This is a genomic window from uncultured Succinivibrio sp., assembly GCF_902756765.1.
In the GTDB taxonomy this organism is placed as follows: domain Bacteria; phylum Pseudomonadota; class Gammaproteobacteria; order Enterobacterales; family Succinivibrionaceae; genus Succinivibrio.
The window spans coordinates 3,476-4,270 of sequence record NZ_CACVSS010000143.1; the positions used below are offsets into that span (position 1 = coordinate 3,476).

The 795-nt window shown below is 41.4% G+C and carries 1 pseudogene; it reads right to left on the reverse strand.

Going from position 1 to position 795, the window contains the following annotated elements:
* A pseudogene (locus tag QZU45_RS11625) lies at positions 1–704 on the reverse strand (transposase); the annotation flags it as partial.
* Positions 705–795 lie beyond the last annotated feature (91 nt).

A 795-nucleotide genomic window follows, 5' to 3' on the forward strand; every position in this document is an offset into this window, starting at 1 on the left:
TCTCTCCGCCTGATTGTTATCAAATGGAACCAGGAAATTATGTATAAACAGACACACCGAATCCTTAAGCTTAATCAGCCTGTCTATTAAGGCTCTTTCCTTGCCTTTCTTCTTTTTTCCTCGTTTTTTAGGCTCTATCTTATCCGGAGGAGGACATTCCTTCTCTGCATAAGCCATGATTTCGTCATATTCTTTCCCAAATACTTTTATAAGATTCTCGCTTAACGTGATTTTGCCTTGTTCTATAGCCATTTCCTTGGCGGTTTTCATGGTTATAAGCAGAGTCTTGAATCTTTCTGTCCATACATGAGTCGGATTATTCTCAATATTGGCTATAAGTTCTCTTAACAGATGAGCGCAGCAGACAGCATGGAGAATATCTTTGAATTTCCAGTAGGCGCCCCAGCAGTCACTTCCTGGCCGCGTTTCTTATTGACGGTAAGGTAGGTGTATTTGTCATTCGAGGAGTTATGTACCCACTGTGTAGAGCCTTCGACTCTGACACCGGTTTCATCGAAGTTAACAACAGAAGAGCCAATCAGGAGTTCTTTGATTTTCTCTACTATCGGTGTTACCTTTTGTCCGCATTTTTCTACCATTGAACAGATAGTTCCCTCTGACAGAGTTACATCAAACATACCGTCAATGATATTCTGAATTCTGTCTGTACTTACTGCACCAAAGGAGTTTAGAAGGCCAGCCATTGCAGTAAAGGTATCTCCATACTGAACATAGGCTTTAACCTCTTCAGGGAATTCTCCTTTCAGCTTACTTTCTCCACATGGACAGGCTACT